We start from the raw sequence: 21,285 nt of genomic DNA on the forward strand, positions 1-21,285 counted from the left end.
CGACGCGCGACGCGTCCCCATCAATCCACGAGCTCGGGCTCGGGATGCGAAGGCTTGGGCACCGTGCCGCGATTGGCCGGGCCATCGGGGAAATTCAGAACCACCCCGCCCTGCTCGTCCACGCCCACCTCGACCAGCCCGCCATTGACCAGGCGCCCAAAGAGCAGCTCGTCGGCCAGGGCGCGCCGGATCGTATCCTGGATGAGCCGCTGCATGGGACGCGCGCCCATCGTCGGGTCGAAGCCCTCGCGGGCGAGGTGCTCGCGCAGCGCCGGGGTAAAGACCACCTCGACGTGCTTTTCGTGGAGCTGGTCCTCGAGCTGCATGAGGAATTTGTCGACCACCCGCAGGATGATTTCGCGCGGCAGCACGGAAAAGCCGATGATCGCATCGAGCCGGTTGCGGAACTCGGGGGTGAACAGGCGCTTGATGTCGGCCATCTCGTCCCCGCCCTTGGCCGGCGTCGCAAACCCGATGGCGTTGCGGTTCAGGGCCTCGGCCCCCGCGTTGGTCGTCATCACGATGATGACATTGCGGAAATCCGCCTTGCGTCCGTTGTTGTCGGTCAGCGTGCCGTGGTCCATGACCTGCAGCAGGATGTTGTAGACGTCAGGGTGCGCCTTTTCGATTTCGTCGAGCAGCAGCACGCAGTGCGGCTGCTTGGTGATCGCCTCGGTCAGCAGGCCGCCCTGGTCGAAACCGACGTAGCCCGGCGGCGCGCCGATCAGGCGCGACACCGTGTGCCTTTCCATGTATTCCGACATATCGAAGCGCAGCAGCTCGATGCCCAGCACAAAGGCGAGCTGGCGCGCGACCTCGGTCTTGCCCACCCCTGTCGGCCCCGAGAACAGGAACGAACCGATGGGCTTGTCGGGGCGGCCGAGGCCCGAGCGCGCCATCTTGATGGCGGCGGCCAGCGCCGCGATCGCCTGGTCCTGGCCGAAGACCACGGACTTCAGGTCGCGCTCGAGGGTGGCGAGCTTGTTGCGGTCGTCGGTCGAGACGCTTTGCGGCGGGACGCGGGCGATCTTGGCCACCGTGGCCTGGATCTCGGCCTTGCCGATGAGCTTTTTCTGGCGCGACTTGGGCAGCAGGCGCTGGGCGGCGCCCGCCTCGTCGATCACGTCGATGGCCTTGTCCGGCAGGAAACGGTCACTGATGTGGCGCGCCGCCAGTTCGGCCGCCGCCGTGATGGCCGCCGAGGAATAGCGCACCTGGTGATGCGCCTCGAAGCGGCCCTTCAGGCCCCGCAGGATCCGGATCGTCTGCTCGACGGAGGGCTCGGACACGTCGATCTTCTGGAAGCGGCGCGCGAGCGCGTGGTCTTTCTCGAAGATCCCGCGGTACTCGGTGTAGGTCGTCGCACCGATGCACTTCAGGTGGCCCGAGGACAGGGCCGGCTTGAGCAGGTTGGACGCATCCAGCGTACCGCCCGAGGCCGAGCCGGCCCCGATCAGGGTGTGGATTTCGTCGATGAACAGGATGGCGTTGCGGTTCTCGCGCAGCGACTTCAGCACGAGTTTCAGGCGCTGTTCGAAGTCGCCGCGGTATTTCGTGCCCGCCAGCAGCGAGCCCATGTCCAAGGCGTAGACCTGGGCCTCGTGCAGCACCTCGGGCACGTCGCCTTGCGTGATGCGCCATGCCAGGCCCTCGGCAATGGCGGTCTTGCCCACGCCGGCCTCGCCCACCAGCAAGGGGTTGTTCTTGCGGCGGCGGCACAGCACCTGGATCACGCGCTCGACCTCGGCCTCGCGCCCGATCAGCGGATCGATCCGGCCCTTGAGCGCCTCGGCGTTCAGGTCGGTGGCGTAGGTCTCGAGGGGCGATTTCTGCTGGTCGGACTTGGGGTCGGCGGCGGGAGGTTCCGCCCGCGGGCTGGCGCCCTGGGGCGGCCCGGCCTCGGGGGCCTTGGCGATGCCGTGCGAGAGGTAATTGACCACGTCCAGGCGCGAGATGCCCTGCTGGACGAGGAAATACACTGCGTGGGAATCCTTTTCGCCGTACATCGCCACCAGGACGTTCGCCCCGGTCACGGCAGCCTTGTTCGAACTGCTGGAGGAGACATGCATGATGGCGCGCTGGATGACGCGCTGGAATCCCAGGGTCGGCTGGGTGTCGACCTCGCCCTCGCCCGGGAATACCGGCGTGTTCTCGGCGACGAACTTGCGCAAATCCTGGCGCAGGGTTTCGAGGTCCGCCGCGCAAGCGCGCAACACCTCCACTGCGGCCGCGTTGTCCAGCAGCGACAGCAACAAATGCTCGACCGTGATGAATTCATGCCGGGCGGCCCGGGCCTCGACAAAGGCCATGTGCAGGCTGACTTCAAGTTCTTCGGAGATCACGCTTCCTCCATGCCTAATCGGAGCGGATGAATAAATCCATGGCTCTATTCTATGACTAAAACGCTATGGCGCAATGCCGGCGGCGCGGATCGCCGCTCGCGGGATCCCATCCGCTCAGGGCGAGACGGGCTCCATCACGCATTGCAGGGGATGCTGATCGGCATGGGCCATCCGGCGCACGGTGTCCACGCGCGTCGAGGCGACGTCGCGCGTATAAATGCCGCAGACGCCCCGCCCCTCGTGGTGCACCTTGAGCATGATGCGCTCGGCCTCGGGGTCGGTTTTGTGAAAGACTTCGCGCAGCACCAGGATGACAAAATCCATGGGGGTGTAGTCGTCGTTGAGCAGGACCACCTGGTACATGGGCGGCGGCGCCACGCGCACCGGGGCGGTGTCCTGCAAGAGTTCGCGCTGATTCTGGATATCGGTCGGCATTTCGCGAAAATACGAATCAAGCTAGCGGATCACAGCTGTGGAGCCTTGATACTAGTGGTTTCCATAGTTGACTAGCGAACGATGAATTAAGCATTATCGACGGTGTTCTTCGGGGTGGCCCGCGCGTCGGCGCGATGCCCGGGGGAACGGGTTTGGTGGCATCCGCTGCACCAAGGTATCAACCCCACACTATAGTCGAGAGGCTGGTCGCATGTCCGATTCAATCGAAAGCACCGGAGAGTCACAAAAACTGACTGGAACGGTAAAGTGGTTCAATGATGCCAAAGGCTTTGGCTTTATTACCCCCGACAATGGGGGCGAAGACCTGTTTGCGCATTTCTCGTCCATCCAGATGAACGGCTTCAAGACCCTCAAAGAAGGCCAGAAAGTCCTGTTCGACATCGCCCAAGGACCCAAAGGCAAGCAGGCCCTGAACATCACCGCCGCCTGACCGGACATGCCCAATGCCTGGATAACATCAAAAACAGACTTATTTTACCGCTGTGCAGGACTCGCCATGAGTCCTGTTTTTTTTATGCTGGCGGCCGTGGCGGCCACGCCCGCCGCCCTCGGGCAGACCGTGCTGCCGATGGCTGAACTGTCGGTGGGCGCGCACCGGGTGCAGGCCGAGATCGCCCGCACACCCCAGGCCCGCAGCCGCGGCCTGATGGAACGGCGCGGCCTTGCCCGCGACCACGGCATGCTGTTCGTGTTCGACGAGGACGAGCCGCAGTGCTTCTGGATGAAGAACACGCCGCTGCCCCTGTCGATCGCCTTCATCGACGCCCGCGGGCGGATCGTATCCATCCAGGACATGCAGCCCTACGCCCTGGATACGCACTGCTCGCCGGGGCCGGTGCGCTATGCCCTCGAAATGTCGCAGGGATGGTTCAATCGCGCGGGTATCTCGGTGCGGGACACGGTGTCGCCGCTGCCGCCGCCCTGAGGCGGCGGCGCGCCAGGCGGCGATCAGCCCAGGTTCTGGGCGGCGAATTCCCAGTTGACCAGCGCCCAGAAATTCTCGAGGTATTTCGGGCGGGCGTTGCGGTAGTCGATATAGTAGGCGTGCTCCCAGACGTCACAGGTCAAGAGCGCCTTGTCGCCGGAGGTCAGCGGGGTGCCGGCGTTGCTGGTGTTGACGATGTCCAGCGTGCCGTCGGCCTTTTTCACCAGCCAGGTCCAGCCCGAACCGAAATTGCCCGCAGCCGATTGCGTGAAGGCCGTCTTGAAGTCCTCGACGCTGCCCCACTTGGCCTCGATCGCCTCGCGCAGCGCGCCGGCCGGTTCGCCGCCGCCGTTGGGAGACAGGCTGCTCCAGTAGAAGGTGTGGTTCCACACCTGGGCGGCGTTGTTGAACACGCCACCGGACGACTGGCGGATGATGTCCTCGAGGCTGGCGGATTCCAGTTCGGTGCCTTCGATCGCCTTGTTCAGATTGGTGACGTAGGCCTGATGGTGCTTGCCATAGTGGAACTCGAGAGTTTCCTTGGAAATGTGCGGTGCCAGCGCATCCATTGCGTAGGGCAGCGGCGGAAGGGTAAAAGCCATGGTATTTCCTTCAAACAGACAGTGAACAGACACAGAAGCCGGACCGCTCACGCCGCGCAAAGGAACCGCGCGGCGGCGGGAAGCCTTTCAGAACCGGTGCGCCGTACGGGCCGACCGAACACGGCACTAGGCATCGGTGCGCACGATATCGGCCTGGGCGCGGCCCGTACCGAACTCGACGTCGATGCGTTCTCCAATGTTTAAGTCTAACGCATTTTTGACGATGGCCCCGGAGGGTCCGCGCACGATTGCGTAGCCGCGGCCCAGCACGCCGCGCGGGTCCAGCGCCTCGAGCCTGCCATGCACCGCCGCCAGCCGCGCCGCCCGCGATTCCATCCGGTGCGCGAGGGCGGCGTGCAGACGCTGAGTCGCCGCCGTGAGGCGCTGTCCCTGCAGGCGCAGGCGCTGCGCCGGCGAGACGAGTTGCGCAGCCGCCTTGTCCAACCGCATCGCCCCGCGATCCAGCAGGCGGCGCTGGGCGACGGCCAGCGCGCCCAGGGCGCCGCGCAGGCGGTCCTCGCACGCGGCGTGACTGTCGCAGCACAGCTCGGCCGCGGCCGTGGGGGTCGGCGCCCGCAGGTCGGCCACGAAATCGGCGATGGTGAAATCGGTCTCGTGCCCGACGCCGCTGACGACCGGAATCGGGCTGGCCGCGATAGCGCGCGCCAGCGCCTCGTCGTTGAAGCTCCAGAGATCCTCGAGGCTGCCGCCGCCGCGCACCAGCAACAGGGTGTCGACCTCGGCGCGCGCGATCGCCAGCGCCAGTGCATCGCACAATTGCGCGGCGGCCTCGCGGCCCTGGACCGGTGCGGGGTAGACCACCACCCGCACGTGCGGCGCGCGGCGCGCCATCACCGACAGCACGTCGCGCAGGGCGGCGGCGGCCAGCGAGGTCACCACCCCCACCGCGCGCGGCATGGGAGCCAGCGGCCGCCGGCGGGCCGGATCGATCAGCCCCTCGGCGGCCAGCCGGTCGCGCAGGCGCAGGAATGCCTCGTGCAAGTCGCCCCGCCCCGCCCGGCGCAAGGCCTCGACCTGCACCTGATAGTCGCCCCTGGGCTCGTACAAGGACACTTGTACGCGGAACTCGAAGCGCTCGCCCGGCTGGGGCACAAAGCCCACGGCCTGCGCCCGGCCCCGGAACATCACCGCGCGCACCGCGGCGGACTCGTCCTTGATCGAAAAATACCAATGCCCGGAGGCCGCGCGGGTGAAGTTCGAGACCTCGCCGCACACCCAGACCCGTGGAAAGCCCGATTCCAGCAGCCGCGCCACCTGCCGATTGAGCTGGCTGACCGTCAGCACGCCGTCCGGGCTCGAAGATCCGCCCCGCAGGCCGTCCGCATCCGAAAAATTCATGAAAACCTATCCACAGCAATGCGCCTTTTGTCAACTACGCCTATTTTCAAGCTTTTTGAGGCGCAACATTAAATATGACTTTAATGTCATCATGCAAGTTATTGATTCTAAACAATAAGGCAAGATATGAAGCCATGTTCGAAAATCAACCAATCAACCGACGAGATGCATGAAACAAGCGGATGACGGACCTTGTGCACAGAATTATCCACAGATTCTGTGGATACCATCCGCAAAGCCAGCAGATACGCCACTTTCGACCCCAAAGCCGCCATTTCACACGCCTCGCCGAGCCACGTCGGCGCGAATTTCAGGCCGCGCGGGCTTTTCCGCCGTAAAACCGCGACCCAGCGGCGAGCAGGCCTTAAAATAGCCGTTTCGCATCGCACCCCGAGAGGCTCATCTTGCTGGACATCATCGAGGCGGCCGGCTGGCCGATCTGGCTGCTGGTCGCCACGTCGGTCGCCACCCTGGCGATCATCATAGAACGATTCGTCGCCCTGCGCGAAAGCCGGATCATGCCGCCCGGCCTGCCCGAACAGGTGCTGGAGCTCATGCGCCGCCAGCAGGACCAGGCCGACACCATCCTGCGGCTGGCGCGGCAGTGCCCCATGGGCCGGATCCTCGCCGAGGTCGCCGCGCACCGCAACGAGCCCGATGCCTGGCGGCTGGATGCCATCGAGGACGTCGGCAAGGACGTCGCCTGGCGCCTCAACCGCTACCTGCCGGCCCTGGCCACCATCGCCGTGGTGGCGCCCTTGCTGGGCTTGTTCGGCACCGTGGTCGGCATGATCGAGATCTTCGGCGCCTACAATCCCTCCGGCAGCGACCCGGCCCAGCTTGCGCACGGCATCTCCATCGCCCTGTACAACACCGGCTTCGGCATCCTGATCGCCATCCCGGCGCTGATCTTTCACCGCTATTTCCGCTCGCGCGTGGATTATTTCCTGCACACGATGGAACGCGAGGCGGGCGTGCTGAACCGGCTGGTCAGCCACAGGGCCGTGACATGAACTTCCGGCCGGCGCCCCCCCGCGACGATCCCGAGATGAACCTGATCCCGCTGATCGACGTGCTCCTGGTGATCCTGATCTTCCTGGCGGCCTCGACCTCCTTCACCCAGATGCGCCAGCTGCAGATCGCGCTGCCCGAGGCCAGCGCCCAGGCGCTGGAGGACGACCGGCCGATCTCGCTGGCGATCAGCCAGGAGGGCCTGTACGCCCTGAACGGCGAGTACGTCGGCGCCGACGGCGACGAGGTGCTGGCGCAGGCGCTGCGCAAGGCGGCGCAAGGGCGCGATATGCCCACCCTGCGCATCAACGCCGATGCGCAGGCGACCCATGCCGCGGTGGTGCGCGCGCTCGAGGCCGCGCGCCTGGCGGGCATCGCGCGCGTGCACTTCACCACCCAGGCCCGGCCTTGAAGCGTCTCGAGGCCCGCCTGCACGACCTCTGGAACCGCCGCACGCTGGCCAGCGACCTGCTGCTGCCGCTGTCCTGGCTGTACGCCGGCGCCGCCGCCTGGCGCGCCCGGCAGGCCCGGCGCTCGGCCCCGGCGCGCGCGCCCGTGCCGGTGGTGGTGGTCGGCAACATCCTCGTGGGCGGCACCGGCAAGACCCCGGTCGTCATCGCCCTGTGCCGGGCGCTGGCCGCCCGCGGCTGGCATCCCGGCGTGGTCAGCCGCGGCTACGGCACGCCTGGCGGCCCGGAACCCCGCCTCTCGCGCGACGGCGCCGGCGCTGAGCGCCTGGGGGACGAACCCGCGCTGATCGCGCGCGCGACCGGCGTGCCGGTGGCCGTGCATCCCCGGCGGCCGCACGCCATCGCCGCCCTGCTGCACGCCCACCCGGCGGTGGACCTCATCGTCTCGGACGACGGCCTGCAGCACCTGGCCATGGCGCGCGACGTCGAGATCATCGTCCAGGACCGGCGCGGCATAGGCAATGGGCGGCGGCTGCCCGCCGGCCCGCTGCGCGAACCGCCCGCGCGCCTGGCGCGCGCCGACTGGATCATCGACAACGACACGGATGCGCCCTCGCGCCCCGGCGCGATCGGCATGCGGCTGCAGCCCGTACGCGTCGAACACCTGGCCAGTGGCCGGGTGTTCGCCTGGGACGACTGGCTGCGCGAGCACGCCGGCACGTCCTGCAGCGCAGCCGCGGCCATCGGGCAGCCGCAGCGCTTCTTCGACATGCTGGCCGCCGCCGGGGTGCGCCTGGCCCGCACCCTGCCCCTGCCCGACCACCACGACTATCGCGACGACCCGCTGCGGCACCTGCCGCCGGGGCCGGTCCTCGTGACGGCCAAGGACGCCGTCAAGTGCGCCGTCCCCGGCGATCCCCGCCTCTGGGCGGTGCACGTCGTGGCGGTCTTCACGGATCCCGCCTGGATCGACGCCCTCGATGAGCGGCTGCGCGCCGTGCGCGAGGGCTTGCGGCACAAGGCCGCCGACTCGCATTAAACTAGTCCTTTCCCCGCACCCTCCCCGGAGCCTCTGATGGAGAACCGCCTGCTACAAATCCTGGTTTGCCCGATCTGCAAAGGCGGCCTGCGGCATGACCGCGAGCGCCAGGAACTGATTTGCACGGCCGACAAGCTGGCATTTCCCATCCGCGACGGCGTACCCGTGATGCTCGAAGGCGAGGCGCGGGCGCTCGAGCCCGAGACGGCCCGATAGCCCGCCCGCCCATGGCCCCGCGACCGCATCCAGGGCACCCGGCGTGAGCTTCATCGCCGTCATTCCGGCGCGCGCGTCGTCCACGCGCCTGCCCGGCAAGCCCCTGCTCGACCTCGGCGGCAAGCCCATGGTAGTGCGCACCGCCCAGCGCGCCGCCCGCTCGGGCGCCGCGCGCATCCTCGTGGCCTCGGACCATGCGGACATCATCGAGGCGGTCCGCCGCGCAGGCTTCGACGCCATGATGACGCGTGCCGACCATCCGACAGGCACCGACCGGCTGTCCGAGGTGGTCCAGGCGTTGGCGCTCGATGACGATGCCATCGTGGTCAACGTCCAAGGGGACGAGCCCTTGATCGATCCCGCCGCGATCGATGCCGTGGCCGACCTGCTGGCCGCCCGGCCCGAGGCGGCCATCGCCACTTGCGCCAGCCCCATCTGCGATGCGCGCGTGTTGTTCGACCCGAACGCGGTCAAGGTGGTCTGCGGCGCCGACGGCGGGGCCCTGTATTTCTCGCGTGCCCCCATTCCCTGGGCCCGGGACGCGCTGTCCGATGGTGCACAGCGACTGGCGCCGGGGCTGCCGGCCTGGCGCCACATCGGGCTGTACGCCTATCGCGCCGGGTTCCTGCGGGCCTTCCCCGGTCTGCCGACGGGCGCGCTCGAGCGCTTCGAATCCCTGGAACAACTGCGGGCCCTGGAACACGGCTACCGGATCGTCGTCCATCTGGGCGCCGAAGATCCGGCCGCCGGGGTGGACACCGCCGCCGACCTCGAGCGCGTGCGCGCGCTGTTCGCCGCCGGCCAACCATGAATGCCCCACGCCGCGGCCGGCCATCCGGCACTGCAGGATTTGCTGCATTGCGGCATAATCAAAAACATTTTTCAAAAGAAAAACTTTTCGGGAGGAAACCATGCGTTTGATTCTGCTCGGCCCCCCTGGGGCCGGTAAGGGAACCCAGGCCGCCTTCATCACAGAGGCCTTCGGCATCCCCCAGATCTCGACCGGCGACATGCTGCGCGCAGCCGTCAAGGCACAGACGCCGCTAGGCCTGGAGGCCAAAAAGATCATGGATAGCGGCGGGCTGGTGTCCGACGAGATCATCATCGGGCTGGTACGCGACCGCCTGCGCCAACCCGACTGCGAGGCCGGCTATCTGTTCGACGGCTTCCCGCGCACCATCCCGCAGGCCGACGCCCTCAAGGACGCTGCGGTGCGCCTGGATTACGTCATCGAGATCGCGGTCCCCGAGGACAACATCATCGAACGCATGAGCGGGCGGCGCGTGCACGTCGCCAGCGGCCGCACCTACCACCTCGCGTTCAACCCGCCCCGGCGCGAAGGCCTGGACGACGAGACCGGCGAGCCCCTGATCCAGCGCGACGATGACCGCGAGGACACCGTCAGGCATCGCCTGTCGGTCTACCGCGAGCAGACCCGCCCCCTGGTCGACTACTACGCCGGCTGGGCCGGCACCGGCGATCCCGCCGCGCCGCGCTACGCGCAGGTTTCGGGCCTGGGGGCGGTCGACGAGGTCCGCCAGCGCATTCTCGACATCCTGCGCGGCTGAATCCGCGCCCCACGCCGACCGGAGGCCGCAATGGACATCCAGGACAAGGTATTCATCATCACCGGCGGCGCCTCGGGACTGGGCGCCGGGACCGCGCGCCGCCTGGCCGCCGACGGCGCCCGCGTGGTGCTCGCCGACGTCCAGGACGAGGCCGGCGAGGCGCTCGCGCGCGAGCTGGGCCAGGCCTACGTCCATTGCGACGTCACCGTCGAGGCCGACGCGCAAGCCGCCGTCGAGGCGGCGCGCGCGCGCGGCCGCCTGTTCGGCCTGATCAATTGCGCCGGGATCGCCCCGGCGGCGCGCATCATCGGCAAGGCCGGCCCGCATCCGCTAGACCTGTTTCGCAAGGTGATCGACATCAACCTGGTGGGCTCGTTCAACATGGCGCGCCTGGCGGCGCAGGCCATGGCCGACAACGCGCCCGAGCCCACCGGCGAGCGCGGCGTGATCGTCAACACCGCCTCGGTGGCCGCCTATGACGGCCAGATCGGCCAGGCGGCGTACGCGGCCTCCAAGGCCGGCATCGCCGGCATGACGCTGGCCATCGCCCGCGACCTGTCGCGCCTGGGCATCCGCTGCATGACCATCGCCCCGGGCATCTTCGGCACCCCCATGCTCTTTGGCATGCCCCAGGAGGTCCAGGATTCGCTGGCCGCCAGCGTCCCCTTCCCTTCCCGGCTGGGCCGCCCCGAGGATTACGCCAAGCTCGTGCGCGCCATCCTCGACAACGAGATGCTCAACGGCGAAACCATACGCCTGGACGGCGCCATCCGCATGGCGCCCAAGTAACGCCGGATGGGCCTGCTGCGATCGGCCGCCACCATCAGCGGCCTGACCTTTTTTTCCCGCATCACGGGGCTGCTGCGCGACGTCCTGATTGCCAGCGTCTACGGCGCGGGGCCGCTGACCGACGCCTTCTGGGTCGCCTTCCGCATTCCCAACCTGCTGCGGCGCCTGTTTGCCGAAGGCGCGTTCTCGCAGGCCTTCGTACCGATCCTGGGCGAGGTCCGCAAGCAGGGCGACCATGAGGACGTGCGCCGCGTCCTCGACCACGTGGCCCTGGTCCTGCTGGCCGTCCTGACCCTGGTCACGCTCATCGGCATCGTCGGCGCCCCCTGGGTGGTGACCGCCATGGCCAGCGGCATGCGCACCGCGGGGCGGGCGGCCGAATTCGAGGCGGCCACCTGGATGACGCGGCTGATGTTTCCCTACATCATCTGCATGTCGCTGGTGGCCTTCGCCTCCGGCGTACTCAACACCTACAGCCGCTTTGCCGTGCCGGCCTTCACCCCGGTGCTGCTCAACCTGTCGATGATCGGCGCCAGCCTGCTGCTGGCACCGCACACCGCCCAGCCCATCCATGCCTTGGCCATCGGCGTGATGATCGGCGGCATCCTGCAGCTGGCCGTGCAGTGGGCCGCCCTGGGACGCCTGGGCTTGCTGCCGCGCTGGGGCGCGGGGCTGCGGACCGCCTGGCACGACACCATCGTGCGGCGCGTCATGCGCCAGATGCTGCCCGCCATCCTCGGCGTCTCGGTGGCGCAAGTCTCGCTGCTGATCAACACCAACATCGCCACCTGGCTGGCGCCCGGCAGCGTCACCTGGCTGTCCTTCGCCGATCGCCTGATGGAATTTCCCACCGCCCTGCTGGGCGTGGCGCTGGGCACGGTGCTGCTGCCCAGCCTGTCGGCGGCCCACGCCGGCGGCGATCAGCACCGCTACAACGCCTTGCTGGACTGGGGCTTGCGCCTGGTGTTCCTGCTGGGCCTGCCGGCCGCGCTGGGACTGGCGCTGCTGTCCGACGGACTGGTGGCGGTCCTGTTCAACTACGGCGCCTTCGGCGCCGCGGACGTGGCCCAGACCCGCCTGGCCGTGATGGCCTATGCGGTGGGGCTGCTGGGGCTGCTGGCCATCAAGATCCTCGCGCCCGGATTCTATGCGAAACAAGACATCCGCACGCCGGTGCGCGTGGCCATCGTGGTCCTGGTCGCCACCCAGGCCCTGAACCTCATCCTGGTGCCTTGGCTGGCGCACGCGGGCCTGGCCCTGTCGATCGGCCTGGGCGCCAGCCTCAACGCCTTGAGCCTTGCGCTGCTGCTGCGCCGGCGCGGCCTGTATGCCCCGCGACCGGGCTGGGGGCGCTTCGCCCTGCGCCTGCTGCCCGCCCTGGCCGCGCTGGCCGCGGTGCTGCTGGCGGCGGGCCGGCACCTGGACTGGATCGCGCTGGCCGCCACGCCGGGCCTGCGCGCGGCCTGGCTGGCCGGCGTGTTGTGCGCGGCCATCGCAGCCTATTTCAGCACCTTGTTTTTATTCGGGTTTCGGCCGGCGGACTTTACACGGAAACCCGCTTAATATACACTTATCGTCTTTGCCGGGTTAGGTATTTGACGATTTGAATTTGAAATCGAGAATGTACAAGGCCTTGCCCAGCCCACGATTTCCAACGACAGCTTTCAACGACAGATTTCCATGGCCAATTCCGCTCAAGCCCGCAAGCGCGCCCGCCAGGCCGTTGCCCGCAACAAACACAATTCCAGCATGCGTTCGATGCTGCGCACCGCCATCAAGCGCGTGCGCCAGGCCATCGAGGCCGGCGACCAGGCTGCCGCCAACGAGGTCTTCCAAAAGACCAGCAGCATCATCGACCGCGTGGCCGACAAGCAAATCATCCACAAGAACAAGGCCGCCCGCCACAAAAGCCGTCTGTCGGCCGCCATCAAGGCCCTGGCCTGACCATCGGGCCGTCGGCTTGACCGGCAATACCCAAAAGGGCGCCCAGGCGCCCTTTTCGTTGTGTCCGCCCGCGGGCACGCCCGCCGCGGCGTCAATCCTCGCGGCGCCCCAGCAGCAGGAATTCCATCAAGGCCTTCTGGACGTGCAGGCGATTTTCCGCCTCGTCCCAGACCACGCTTTGCGGGCCGTCGATCACCTCGCCGGCGACCTCCTCGCCCCGATGCGCCGGCAGGCAGTGCATGAACACCGCCTCGGGGTCCGCGACGGCCATCATGGGCTCGTCCACGCACCAGTCGGCAAACGCCAGCCGCCTGGCCTCGTTCTCGGATTCATAGCCCATGCTGGTCCACACGTCGGTGGTCACCAGATGCGCGCCGCGGCAGGCCTCCAGCGGGTCGTCGAATTCACGCAGGACCGCGGCGGGCTGCGAGCCCACGCGGCGCGGGTCCAGCCGGTACCCCTCGGGCGCCGACACATGCAGCGTGAAGCCCAGCAGTTCGGCCGCCTGCAGCCAGGTGTAGGCCATGTTGTTGGCATCGCCGATCCAGGCCACGGTGCGGCCGCGGATCGGGCCGCGATGCTCGACGAAGGTCAGGATGTCGGCCAGGATCTGGCAGGGATGGAACTCGTTGGTGAGACCGTTGATGACCGGCACGCGCGAATGGGCGGCAAAGCGCTCGATCCGGGTCTGCTCGTAGGTGCGGATCATCACCAGGTCGACCATGCGCGAAATCACGCGCGCCGTGTCCTCGATCGGTTCGGCGCGTCCCAGTTGCGAGCCCTCGGTGGTCAGGTGGATGACCGAGCCGCCCAACTGGTACATGCCCGCCTCGAAGGACACCCGCGTGCGCGTGCTGGCCTTTTCGAACACCATCGCCAGATTGCGGTCGTGCAGGGTGCGGTGCGGCAGATAGCGCTTGAACCGGTCCTTGATGATCCGGCCGCGTTCCAGCACATAGAGGATTTCGGACTCGGAGAAATCCCGCAGCTGCAAGAAATGACGCAAAGGCCCGGGGGTGGTGATGGCAGACATACGAAGCCCTGGTTAAAACACGCATCTTACCGTGGGCGCCCGGCACGCGCAAAATCCCAATCAGATACAATGCGCGGCGAAGCTCGCCTCGCACTTCCCCGAGAAAATGCCCCCAGGCCGCAGCTGCCGCCCGCCGCCTCCACAAGAGGCTTGCCGGCGCAGAGGAAGCCGAACGGCACACGAGGGCGGGCTTTGTTCCTGGAAACCACATGACTGATCCCGTTCCGCAACTCATCATCCATGGCACCACCCTGGAGGGCCAGCGGTTCAGGCCCAGCGATTGGGCCGAACGCCTGGCAGGCGTCATGTCGCAGTTCCGGCCCGAAGGTTCCGCCCCGAATCCCCTCAGCTATTCCCCCTACGTCACCCCGCGCGTGATCGACGGCGTGCGTTGCGTGGTGGTCGACCACCGCCTGCGGCGCATCGAACCCCTGGCCTGGAAATTCGTCTGCGATTTCGCGCAGAGCAACCATCTGCGGACCACCGACATGGGCGCGGCGGACGCCGGCGAACCTACCGCGTCCCCTTGTCCTGCTTGAGCTGCGGGATCGCGGTCTGCTCGGACGTCGACAGCAAACCCGCCCGGGAGTAGGTGAAAAGCTTCGCCCGAGTGTCGACGATGTCGAGGTTGCGCATCGTCAGCTGGCCGATGCGGTCGCGCGGCGAGAACGTGGATTCGCCCTTCTCCATGGTCAGGCGCTCGGGCTGGTAGGTCAGGTTGGGCGAGCGCGTGTCCAGGATCGAATAATCGTTGCCGCGGCGCAGCTCGAGGGCCACCTCGCCGGTGACCGCGCGCGCCACCCAGCGCTGTGCGGTCTCGCGCAGCATGATGGCCTGGGGATCGAACCAGCGGCCCTGATACAGCAGGCGCCCCAGGCGCAAACCGTTGATGCGGTATTGCTCGATGGTGTCCTCGTTGTGGATGCCGGTGACCAGGCGCTCGTAGGCGGCGTGCAGCAGCGCCATGCCCGGCGCCTCGTAGATGCCGCGGCTCTTGGCCTCGATGATGCGGTTCTCGATCTGGTCGCTCATGCCCAGGCCGTGGCGCCCGCCGATGCGGTTGGCCTCCAGCATGAGTTCGACCGGGTCGGTGTACTCGACGCCGTTGAGGGCCACGGGGCGGCCCTCGTCGAAGCGCACCGTGACCTCCTCGGCGGGCACCTCGACCTCGGGCCGCCAGAAGGCCACCCCCATGATGGGCGAGACGATGCGGATGCCGGAATCGAGGTGCTCCAGGTCCTTGGCCTCGTGGGTGGCGCCCAGCATGTTGGAGTCGGTCGAATAGGCCTTTTCCGCCGACATCTTGTAGTCGAAGCCGTTCTCGCGCATGTATTCGGACATCTCGGCGCGGCCGCCCAGTTCGTCGATGAAGCGCTGGTCCAGCCAGGGCTTGTAGATGCGCAGTTCGGGATTGGTCAGCAGGCCGTAGCGATAGAAGCGCTCGATGTCGTTGCCCTTGTAGGTGCTGCCGTCGCCCCAGATGTTGACCGCGTCCTCTTTCATGGCGGCCACCAGCATGGTGCCGGTCACCGCGCGCCCGATGGGCGTGGTGTTGAAGTAGGTCACGCCGCCGGTGGAAATGTGGAAGGCATTGCACTGCAGCGCCGCGATGCCCTCGGCCACGAGCTGGGCGCGGCAGTCGATCAGGCGCGCGCCCTCGGCGCCGTAGCTCAAGGCCTTGCGCGGGATTTCGTCATAATCGGGCTCGTCGGGCTGCCCGAGGTTGGCCGTGTAGGCATGGGGCAGCGCGCCCTTGTTGCGCATCCACAGCAGCGCGGCGCTGGTGTCCAGGCCGCCCGAGAAGGCGATGCCGACCTTCTGCCCGATCGGCAGGTCTTCGAGTATGGTTGTGCTCATGTGAAATCCGGCAAGTCCGTTTGAATCGATCGGGCATTATATCGCCGGCCCCGTCAGGCAGCGCCCAGGGATCCTCGGAATCAGAGGGTCCCCAGGGTCTCGTCGAGCCAATCCATGGTCACGGCCGCCGACAAGGCCAGGTTGCTGGTCTGGCAATGCGCGTCCGCGCCCTCCAGCGCGGTGAACAGCCGCGGGGTGCACGGCCCGCCGACCAGGTCCTGGAAGACCTGCCATTGCCGCAGCGGTTCCGCGCCCTCCCCGTCGCCCACCAGCGCCAGCGAGGGGCAGCGGATGGCGGCCAGTTCCTCGGGACTCAGCCTGAAGTCCTTGATGCGGCGATAGGTCTGAACGAAGGAGGCCGGCCGGCCGAAACGCAGCATGAGGTTGCGCGACATGATGCGCTTTTGGGCGTTCATCACGGCATCCGGGATGTGCTCGAGGTCGGCCACCCCGAAGTCGTCCGACTCTGGCAGCGTCGCCGGATCCAAGCCGATGAAGGACGTCATGTAGGCGTGCAGGTCGATGATCGGCGAATTGGGAATCAGTGCCCGGATCCGAGGTTCGTGCGCCGCGATGCGCGAGGCGAAATAGCCGCCGAAGCTGATGCCCATCAGGGCCAGGCGGCGGGGATTCACGCCCGGCTGCGCGAGGGCGTAGTCCACCGCCTGCCGGCCGACCGCCTCGAATTCGGGGGCGAAATGGCTGGACGCGTTGAAGCGCCACGTGTCCATCTGGCCCGGCCCGGTGAACAGCAGGAGGTCGTAGCCGCGTTCCAGCGCCGCCCGGCCGTTGGCGATATAGGATTCCTCGAGGGTGCCATCGAACCCGCTGACGATCATTAGCACGCGGTCGCCGGCGCTGCGCGCGCCGCGGATGTGGTATGCGGGCAGGCGCAGGCCCTCGTGCGAGAACCAGAGCTCGACGCACGATGCCTCGTCCCATTGCATGGACCATAGAAAGGCCTGGCGGCTGGCCATGCCGTATTCCAGGTGACGGGGATCGTCTACCGGGCAATAGTATTCCGCCGCGCGATAGCTGTTGCAGGCCACCAGGTACTGGTCCCGGGCGCTGATCGCATGCCCGTTGCGCGCCCGCAGCGTGGCGTCCTCGGACTGGCGCCGGCCCGCCTCGGAAAATTCCAGCGACCACGAGGCCGGGTCCGCATCGCGGATCCTGGAGGCCGCCGCCAGGCATTCGCCGATCGAGGCGCCGCCGTATCGCACCGAACCCAACTGGCGCATGAGCTGGTGATCCATTTCGGGGTCCTGGAAGCCCTGCACCCTCGTGTGTCCGCGCTCCAGAGTCTCAACCATGTCTCCTCCCAAGGCCCGATGGGCCTGTCGGTCTCTGCTTGTCGATCTCTGTATGCTACTTTAATTCGTTACCACCCCGACACATTTCCCCACGAGGAACTTGCGAATGAGCACTCACCCGATCAGCCGCTTTCCGATCCCCGACATCGACACCCTGCCCGAGGACGTCCGCGCCCGCATCCTGGCCGTGCAGGAAAAGGCGGGCTTCATTCCCAATGTGTTCCTGGCCCTGGCGCATCGTCCCGCCGAATTCCGGGCGTTCTTCGCCTACCACGACGCCCTGATGGAAAAGGACGGCGGCCTCAGCCTGGCCGAGCGCGAGATGATCGTCGTCGCCACTTCGGGCGCGAACCAGTGCCAGTACTGCGTGATTGCCCACGGCGCCATCCTGCGCATCCGCGCCCGCAACCCGCTGATCGCCGACCAAGTGGCCATCAACCACCACAAGGCCGACATCAGCCCGCGCGAGGCGGCCATGCTGGATTTCGCCATGAAGGTGTCGCTGGATGCCCAGTCCATCGGCCAGGCCGACTACGACGCCCTGTACCCCCACGGCTTCAGCGACGAGGACATCTGGGACATCGGCGCCATCAGCGCCTTTTTCGGGCTCAGCAACCGCCTGGTGAATTTCGCCTCGATCCGGGCCAACGACGAGTTCTACCTGATGGGCCGGGTGCCGCGCGACCAGGCTTGAGGCCGTGTCCGGCAGGGGCGGCGTCCGGCGTCGGCCACAAGGCTGGACGGCGGTATTCCGGCGCCCCCGGGATGGCCCCACACAGCATCGGAATCTGCTAGAATTGCTGTCTTTCGGGGACGTAGCTCAGCTGGGAGAGCGTCGCGTTCGCAATGCGAAGGTCGTGGGTTCGATCCCCATCGTCTCCACCAGAACACACGCCTGACTGATTTCAGTCAGGCGTTTTGTTTTGGATAGCCTCCGGACGGTGCGGCGCTGCGACGCCGAGCCCATCCTGTGTCAAGCCCGCTGCCTATGCGTAAACCTTGACGAAGTAAATCAGGGACAATGCGAACCCTATGAATATGATGCCAATGCGCAACCACTGATGAGGAATATGCCGCGCAACCACGGCGCCGGCATACCCACCCACAGTGGCCGCTACCAGCATGATGAGCGTTTGCGACCATGCCACCTTGTTGGCCAGCACAAAAGTCGCCACCGCAACACTGTAGATAATCGCACTCAGCAGGTTCTTGAATGCATTGAGCACCAGAATATCATCAAGGCCGCCAATTGATAATGCTGCCAGCAGCAATATGCCCATCCCCGCGCCGAAGAAACCGCCGTACACGGCAACCGACAGGTAAGCGAGAGAGGAAAGGACCAGCTGGCTCCGCGAATCCAGTCTGAAACGAGCCCCCGCCTTTGTTCTCAGGGATTTCAACTGGTGGCTTCCGGCGAATAGAAGCGTGGCAAAAAGCAATAGCCATGGAATGAGGCTGGTGAAGACAGCCTCTTGTATTTGCAGCAGCAACAATCCGCCGCCTATCCCCCCGATGAACGAAATCCCGGCCAGCCGGGCGAGACCCGCCTTGTGCGCCACAAGCTCCCGACGAAACTCCCAGGCGCTCGAGAGGCTTGCCGGCCAAAGCGCCACCGCATTGCTTGCATTGGCAACGACCGGTGGAACCCCGACGGCCAGCAAGGCCGGGAAAGAGAAAAAAGTCCCTCCACCGGCCACCGCATTGACCGCGCCCGCAATGAATGCGGCCGCGACAAGGAACAAAACTTCAAGAAGGGTCATATGCGCCTGTGCCGGTACAGCCCGGAGAACTCCGCCATGATACGCGGAACATCCCGAATCAGGCGCCGGCCTTGCGCGCGGCGCGTTCCTTTTCCACCCGCTCGGTGACGTCGCGGTGGATTTAAAATCGCATTTGCGCATCGAGCAGCAGGCGCGCGTGATCCTTGCGCACAACCTGCGGCGCGCCGCTGCGGGGGCGCGAGCCGGCGCGGGCTCGCCCTCGGTCAGGATGGCTTGACGGCGACCTTCAACACGCCGTCGCGCTGGTTGGCGAACAGATCGTAGGCCTCGACGATGTCCTCCAGCGCATAGTGGTGGGTGACCAATGCACCCAGGTCCAGACGTTCGGCGGCGATCACGTTCATCAACCGGCGCATGCGCTCTTTACCGCCGGGGCACAGGGCGGTATTGATGCGGTGGTCGCCCAGGCCCGCGGCGAAGGCATCGAGCGGGATCGTCAGATTCTGCGAATACACGCCCAGGCTGGAGAGCGTGCCGCCGGGCTTGAGGCTGCGCAGGGCCTGCTCGAAAGTGGCCTGCGTGCCCAGCGCCTCGATGGCGGAATCCGCGCCGCGTCCGCCCGTGAGTTTCATGATTTCCGCGACCACGTCGCAGCTGCGAAAGTCGAGCGTGACGTCGGCGCCCAGCCGTCGCGAGATACCCAGCCGGTGATCATTGCCGTCCACCGCGATGATGGTGGTCGCCCCCAGCAGGCGCGCGCCGGCTGTCGCGCACAGTCCGATCGGCCCTTGGGCAAAGACCACCACCGTGTCGCCCAGGCGGATGTTGGCGTTTTCCGCGCCCTTGAAGCCGGTGGACATGATGTCCGGACACATCAGCACCTGTTCGTCGGTCAGGCCATCGGGAATCGGCGCGAGGTTGGCCTGGGCGTCCGGCACCAGCACGTATTCGGCCTGAGTGCCGTCGATCAGATTGCCAAAGCGCCATCCGGCAGTCGCCTTGTAGCCATGGCAGCCGCAGCGCCCGGAAGGGATCAGATAGCTGCCGTCCTGCGAGGGCACGCCATCCTGCGCCGCGTACGAGCCGAAGTTCGGGCAGATCGCGCCGGCGATGACGCGCTGGCCCTCGGCATAGCCGGTGACCGCGCTGCCGAGTTTCTCGATGATCCCTACCGGCTCGTGGCCGACCGTCAGGCCCGGCGCGACCGGATACTCGCCCTTGAGGATGTGGACGTCGGTGCCGCAGATGGTGGTCGTGGTGATGCGAACGAGCGCGTCGTTGGGACCGACATCGGGGATGGGTTTATCGGTCAGCTCGATGCGGCCGGGCTGGACGAATACAGCGGCTTTCATCATGGCAGCCATTGGGTTCTCCTGGCATGGAATCGGCGAGGCTGCGGGCGGGTGGCCCGCAGGTGATGGTTCCATGATATCGGCCGGCCACAGCCCGCATATTGCGCCAGATCAGAAAGCGGCGGCCTTGCGCGCGGCGCGCTCCTTTTCCACCCGCTCGGTGACGTCGCGCGCCATGGCGACCGAACCGACGACCGCGCCGTCCGGATCCTTGACCAGGGCGAAGGTCATCTCGACATAGAGCTTGCCGCCGCCCTTGGCCACCGCCCGCGTCAGCGTCGGCAGCCCTTGCAGCTTCAGGCTGCCGCTGTCGACGGCGGCGTGGTAGCCGGCCCAGTGGGCGGCGCGCAGGTGTTCGGGGATGATCAGGTCCAGGCTGCTGCCCAGGGCCTCGTCCGCGCCGAAGCCGAACAGCCGGCAGGCGGCCTGGTTCCAGCGCACGATGGTGCCCGCGCGGTCGGCGTAGATCAATGCATCGGACGTCTGCTCGATGATCCATTCGGCCAGGGCTGCGGCCTCGTCCATGGGGTGTTCTCCGGAAGGCGCGCGTTCGCCGCGCGGCGCGGCAGGCCTGCGGGATGCAAGGCGGCTGCCCCGTCTTTATACCGCCGGCGCACCCGCCGGGACAAACCGGCGGCTCAACGTCCGCCCAGGCCCTGCAGCAGTTTCCCGAGCTCGCCCTTCAGCGCGGAGGGCTGCGCCGGCAAGTCCAGGCGGCCCGGGGCGAGGGGCGCCACGGTCAGCGTCTCGACGCGGAACTCTGAACCATAGGACAGGACCCCCAGCCCGCGATCATCGAGGGCGCCCACGACCTGCTCCATCCCCTGCGCCGGCGCCTGCGAGGCGGTTTGCAGGCGCTGGGCGATCGCGGCCAGGACCTGCGTCAGTTCGCGCACCTCGGGCTGGTCGCCGAGGACGCCTTTTCCGCTGCGGTCCCGTCCCTCGAGATCGCGGTAAGAAACCTCGTAGACCTCGCCGGCGCGGCCGGCGACGGTCTGATGCTCGCCGGTGGGCTCGAGCGCGGTCAAGCTGTCGATCATCTGCGGGGAGGGTTTCCAGGCCAGGCTGCCCAGCAAACCGGCCGCCGCCTGCGCATCCATCGCCATGGGCGTCCCGTTCATCCGCAACACCGTGTAGAGGCGCCCGTCGCGCAGCAGGAAGTAGCCCTGCGCCACGCCGGACACGTCGACCCGGGCATCCGGCCCGTCGAACGCCACCGTCAGGGTCCGATCCCCCGCCCGCACCGTCGCCTGTGCCGCGGCCAGCACCGCGGCCGGCGCCAAACATCCCCACGCCAGCAACAGCCACGCCAAGCTTCGCATGCCGATCTCCTGAAAATCCCGGAACC

24 protein-coding genes and 1 tRNA gene are annotated in these 21,285 nt (G+C 67.2%); 14 read left to right on the forward strand and 11 right to left on the reverse strand.

Annotated elements, in window-relative coordinates:
- Positions 1-20: 20 nt before the first annotated feature.
- Both clpA and clpS read right to left on the reverse strand, forming a co-directional pair.
- Positions 21-2,342, reverse strand: coding sequence for an ATP-dependent Clp protease ATP-binding subunit ClpA (gene clpA, locus OOZ48_RS00480; RefSeq protein ID WP_269494183.1), 2,322 nt, complete (start codon positions 2,340-2,342; stop codon positions 21-23).
- Between the two features lie 114 nt (positions 2,343-2,456).
- Positions 2,457-2,777, reverse strand: coding sequence for an ATP-dependent Clp protease adapter ClpS (gene clpS / locus OOZ48_RS00485; protein WP_269494186.1), 321 nt, complete (start codon positions 2,775-2,777; stop codon positions 2,457-2,459).
- Between the two features lie 211 nt (positions 2,778-2,988).
- Between clpS and OOZ48_RS00490 the strand changes: the two genes are divergently transcribed.
- Positions 2,989-3,228 carry a cold-shock protein gene (locus OOZ48_RS00490; RefSeq protein WP_269494189.1) on the forward strand — a complete coding sequence of 80 codons (240 nt, stop codon included), beginning with the start codon at positions 2,989-2,991 and terminating at the stop codon, positions 3,226-3,228.
- Between the two features lie 66 nt (positions 3,229-3,294).
- Positions 3,295-3,723, forward strand: a complete 429-nt coding sequence (locus OOZ48_RS00495) for a DUF192 domain-containing protein (RefSeq protein WP_269494192.1) — start codon at positions 3,295-3,297, stop codon at positions 3,721-3,723.
- Positions 3,724-3,746: 23 nt separating this feature from the next.
- On the opposite strand, the gene sodB is transcribed toward OOZ48_RS00495, so the two are convergent.
- Together sodB and xseA are read right to left on the reverse strand one after the other, a co-directional pair.
- A complete protein-coding gene (gene sodB, locus OOZ48_RS00500; RefSeq protein ID WP_269494195.1) occupies positions 3,747-4,325 on the reverse strand; it encodes a superoxide dismutase [Fe] in 579 nt (192 codons plus the stop codon).
- Between the two features lie 126 nt (positions 4,326-4,451).
- Positions 4,452-5,684: an exodeoxyribonuclease VII large subunit gene (gene xseA / locus OOZ48_RS00505; RefSeq protein WP_269494198.1), complete on the reverse strand. Its 1,233-nt coding sequence runs from the start codon at positions 5,682-5,684 to the stop codon at positions 4,452-4,454.
- A 404-nt stretch (positions 5,685-6,088) separates the two neighbouring features.
- On the opposite strand from xseA, the gene OOZ48_RS00510 reads away from it, so the two are divergent.
- The 9 genes from OOZ48_RS00510 to rpsT all read left to right on the forward strand — a co-directional run bounded on the left by OOZ48_RS00510 (position 6,089) and on the right by rpsT (position 12,661).
- Positions 6,089-6,697, forward strand: a complete 609-nt coding sequence (locus OOZ48_RS00510; RefSeq protein WP_269494201.1) for a MotA/TolQ/ExbB proton channel family protein — start codon at positions 6,089-6,091, stop codon at positions 6,695-6,697.
- Complete coding sequence (locus tag OOZ48_RS00515) at positions 6,694-7,107, forward strand: ExbD/TolR family protein (RefSeq protein ID WP_269494204.1); 414 nt, start codon at positions 6,694-6,696, stop codon at positions 7,105-7,107. Before OOZ48_RS00510 ends, OOZ48_RS00515 begins: the two co-directional genes overlap by 4 nt.
- Positions 7,104-8,144 (forward strand): tetraacyldisaccharide 4'-kinase, encoded by a 1,041-nt coding sequence (lpxK, locus tag OOZ48_RS00520; RefSeq protein ID WP_269494207.1) that lies wholly within the window; start codon positions 7,104-7,106, stop codon positions 8,142-8,144. Before OOZ48_RS00515 ends, lpxK begins: the two co-directional genes overlap by 4 nt.
- A gap of 36 nt (positions 8,145-8,180) precedes the next feature.
- On the forward strand, positions 8,181-8,360 hold the full coding sequence (locus OOZ48_RS00525; RefSeq protein WP_269494210.1) for a Trm112 family protein: 180 nt from the start codon (positions 8,181-8,183) through the stop codon (positions 8,358-8,360).
- A 43-nt stretch (positions 8,361-8,403) separates the two neighbouring features.
- On the forward strand, positions 8,404-9,171 hold the full coding sequence (gene kdsB, locus OOZ48_RS00530) for a 3-deoxy-manno-octulosonate cytidylyltransferase (protein ID WP_269494213.1): 768 nt from the start codon (positions 8,404-8,406) through the stop codon (positions 9,169-9,171).
- Positions 9,172-9,271: 100 nt separating this feature from the next.
- Positions 9,272-9,928: an adenylate kinase gene (gene adk / locus OOZ48_RS00535; protein ID WP_269494216.1), complete on the forward strand. Its 657-nt coding sequence runs from the start codon at positions 9,272-9,274 to the stop codon at positions 9,926-9,928.
- 30 nt (positions 9,929-9,958) lie between these two features.
- Positions 9,959-10,717, forward strand: coding sequence for a 3-hydroxyacyl-CoA dehydrogenase (locus tag OOZ48_RS00540; RefSeq protein ID WP_269494219.1), 759 nt, complete (start codon positions 9,959-9,961; stop codon positions 10,715-10,717).
- A gap of 6 nt (positions 10,718-10,723) precedes the next feature.
- Positions 10,724-12,280: a murein biosynthesis integral membrane protein MurJ gene (murJ, locus tag OOZ48_RS00545; protein ID WP_269494222.1), complete on the forward strand. Its 1,557-nt coding sequence runs from the start codon at positions 10,724-10,726 to the stop codon at positions 12,278-12,280.
- Between the two features lie 117 nt (positions 12,281-12,397).
- Entirely contained in the window at positions 12,398-12,661 is a 264-nt protein-coding gene (gene rpsT / locus OOZ48_RS00550) for a 30S ribosomal protein S20 (RefSeq protein WP_269494225.1), read from the forward strand.
- Positions 12,662-12,752: 91 nt separating this feature from the next.
- On the opposite strand, the gene argF is transcribed toward rpsT, so the two are convergent.
- Positions 12,753-13,694, reverse strand: coding sequence for an ornithine carbamoyltransferase (gene argF, locus OOZ48_RS00555; RefSeq protein WP_269494228.1), 942 nt, complete (start codon positions 13,692-13,694; stop codon positions 12,753-12,755).
- A 209-nt stretch (positions 13,695-13,903) separates the two neighbouring features.
- Here argF and OOZ48_RS00560 point away from each other — a divergent pair, with 209 nt between their 5' ends.
- Positions 13,904-14,233: a DUF3579 domain-containing protein gene (locus OOZ48_RS00560; protein WP_269494231.1), complete on the forward strand. Its 330-nt coding sequence runs from the start codon at positions 13,904-13,906 to the stop codon at positions 14,231-14,233.
- Here OOZ48_RS00560 and argG read toward each other — a convergent pair.
- The gene (argG, locus tag OOZ48_RS00565) at positions 14,208-15,551 is read right to left on the reverse strand and encodes an argininosuccinate synthase (protein WP_269494234.1); all 1,344 of its coding nucleotides are present in this window, start codon (positions 15,549-15,551) and stop codon (positions 14,208-14,210) included. The two genes, OOZ48_RS00560 and argG, sit on opposite strands and share 26 nt — an antisense overlap.
- Before the next feature lie 80 nt (positions 15,552-15,631).
- Entirely contained in the window at positions 15,632-16,864 is a 1,233-nt protein-coding gene (locus OOZ48_RS00570) for an alpha/beta hydrolase family protein (RefSeq protein ID WP_269494237.1), read from the reverse strand.
- Positions 16,865-16,970: 106 nt separating this feature from the next.
- Between OOZ48_RS00570 and OOZ48_RS00575 the strand changes: the two genes are divergently transcribed.
- Entirely contained in the window at positions 16,971-17,558 is a 588-nt protein-coding gene (locus OOZ48_RS00575; protein WP_269494240.1) for a peroxidase-related enzyme, read from the forward strand.
- A 115-nt stretch (positions 17,559-17,673) separates the two neighbouring features.
- A tRNA-Ala gene (locus OOZ48_RS00580) sits at positions 17,674-17,749 on the forward strand.
- 101 nt (positions 17,750-17,850) lie between these two features.
- On the opposite strand, the gene OOZ48_RS00585 is transcribed toward OOZ48_RS00580, so the two are convergent.
- The 4 genes from OOZ48_RS00585 to OOZ48_RS00600 all read right to left on the reverse strand — a co-directional run bounded on the left by OOZ48_RS00585 (position 17,851) and on the right by OOZ48_RS00600 (position 21,259).
- The gene (locus OOZ48_RS00585; protein ID WP_269494243.1) at positions 17,851-18,624 is read right to left on the reverse strand and encodes a sulfite exporter TauE/SafE family protein; all 774 of its coding nucleotides are present in this window, start codon (positions 18,622-18,624) and stop codon (positions 17,851-17,853) included.
- Between the two features lie 224 nt (positions 18,625-18,848).
- Positions 18,849-19,949, reverse strand: a complete 1,101-nt coding sequence (locus OOZ48_RS00590; RefSeq protein ID WP_269494246.1) for an NAD(P)-dependent alcohol dehydrogenase — start codon at positions 19,947-19,949, stop codon at positions 18,849-18,851.
- A 99-nt stretch (positions 19,950-20,048) separates the two neighbouring features.
- Positions 20,049-20,462 carry a PAS domain-containing protein gene (locus OOZ48_RS00595; protein ID WP_269494249.1) on the reverse strand — a complete coding sequence of 138 codons (414 nt, stop codon included), beginning with the start codon at positions 20,460-20,462 and terminating at the stop codon, positions 20,049-20,051.
- Between the two features lie 113 nt (positions 20,463-20,575).
- Positions 20,576-21,259 carry a hypothetical protein gene (locus tag OOZ48_RS00600; RefSeq protein ID WP_269494251.1) on the reverse strand — a complete coding sequence of 228 codons (684 nt, stop codon included), beginning with the start codon at positions 21,257-21,259 and terminating at the stop codon, positions 20,576-20,578.
- Positions 21,260-21,285: the final 26 nt, after the last annotated feature.

The sequence above is a fragment of the Castellaniella sp. S9 genome (genome assembly GCF_027257175.1).
Lineage (GTDB): Bacteria > Pseudomonadota > Gammaproteobacteria > Burkholderiales > Burkholderiaceae_B > Castellaniella.